This is a genomic window from Corynebacterium jeikeium (assembly GCF_000738175.1).
Taxonomy (GTDB): Bacteria; Actinomycetota; Actinomycetes; order Mycobacteriales; family Mycobacteriaceae; genus Corynebacterium; species Corynebacterium jeikeium_C.
The window spans coordinates 1-1,517 of the sequence record NZ_JFCH01000062.1 but is presented as its reverse complement, the minus strand read 5'-3'; the positions used below and the strand labels follow the sequence as shown (position 1 = coordinate 1,517).

Annotated in this window: 1 protein-coding gene; it reads left to right on the top strand. The window is 57.8% G+C overall.

Annotated features, from left to right (window positions below; genetic code table 11):
* Positions 1–332: 332 nt before the first annotated feature.
* Positions 333–1,517, top strand: a protein-coding gene (locus tag JQ46_RS10650) for an IS3-like element IS3501 family transposase (protein ID WP_155271116.1) whose coding sequence is annotated in 2 segments (ribosomal slippage) — positions 333–609 and positions 609–1,517 — 1,186 coding nt annotated over the 2 segments. Because the reading frame shifts where the segments join, the coding sequence is not laid out codon by codon here. This gene is flagged as partial in the annotation.

Here is a 1,517-nt window from a genome sequence, read left to right as displayed (position 1 = left end):
CGTGCTGTCAAGGGGTGAATGCGCCACTTCGACCGGGAGGTAGTTGTGACGCGTTGGACTCCGAAGGATGTTAAGGATGCTGCTGTTGAGCGCGTGGTGGCAGGCGAGGCAGTTAGCCTGGTCGCGCGTGATGTGGGTGTAGGCCCCGAATCGGTTTACGGTTGGTTGAGGGTAAGAGGTGTCGAACCTCCAAGCAGGCGTGCGAGTCGTTTGCGTGATCCGTTTGTCCGTGAGGCTGTTGGGTTGGTGCGTGCAGGTATGTCGATCAGTCAAGCAGCACAGTGAAGCGTCCTGGGTTTAGTTCCTACCTCTGCTAAGGAAGGATTGGCACTATGCCCAGAAAGTATTCCGCCGAATTCAAGGAGAAGGCGGTCCATCAAGCCCTAGAGATGGTCCGTCTGGAGTCCTGCTCACGGCAACGCGCGTACGAGGAAGTCGGGGAGCTTCTTGGCGTGTCCCACCACACGTTACGCGCCTGGTACCGTGACAGCGTCGCCCATGAGCAGACGGCACCAACAGGTGGCGAAACCATGGAAGAAGAGCTCAAACGGCTACGCCGGGAAAACCGCGAGCTGAAACGAGCCAACAGAATCCTCAAGACTGCCTCGGCTTTTTTCGCGGCGGAACTCGACCGACCCACGACCAGATGATCTCCTACATCGACGAGTACAAGGAGCAATTTGGGGTCGAGGCCATCTGCCGTGTCCTTCGACAAGCAGACCGTGGATTCATCACCTCCCGCGGCTACCGTAAAGCCACCACCCGCGCCCCGAGTGCGAGGGCCTTAAGCGATAGCCTGCTTATCCCAGAGATTCAGCGCGTCCATGCGGAAAACTTTTCGGTCTACGGCATCCGCAAGATGTGGCACGCCATGAACCGTGAGGGCTTTCATATCGGCCGCGACAAGACCGCACGCCTGATGAAACTTGCAGGTGTGTCTGGTCGACGACGTGGACGCACCCCGGTGACCACGATCAGCCCTAAAATGCCGGATCATCGTCCGGATCTTGTGCGCCGAAACTTTCGTGCGCAGGCACCAGGCAGGCTTTGGGTTGCCGACATTACCTATGTTCGCACCCTGTCAGGATTCGCGTACACCGCGTTTGTCATTGACGTCTACAGCCGCAAAATAGTCGGTGTTGCCACCCGATCTACGATGCGCACTGATGCGCTGCCGATGGAGGCACTGGAACATGCATTAACGACTGCTGGTCGAATCCACGGCGACCAGCTGATACACCACAGTGACCGGGGAAGTCAGTACGTGTCACTGAAGTACTCCACTGCTTTGGCCGAAGCCGAGATCCGGCCAAGTGTCGGCACAGTCGGAGATTCCTATGACAACGCGCTGGCCGAGACTGTTAACGGTCTCTACAAGGCTGAACTTATCCATCCTCAAGGCCCGTGGACATCAGTAGGAGAAGTCGAGCTAGCCACCCTGCGGTGGGTGCACTGGTGGAACACCAAACGTCTTCACGAGGCGTTGGACTACGCCACCCCACAAGAAGTAGAAACCG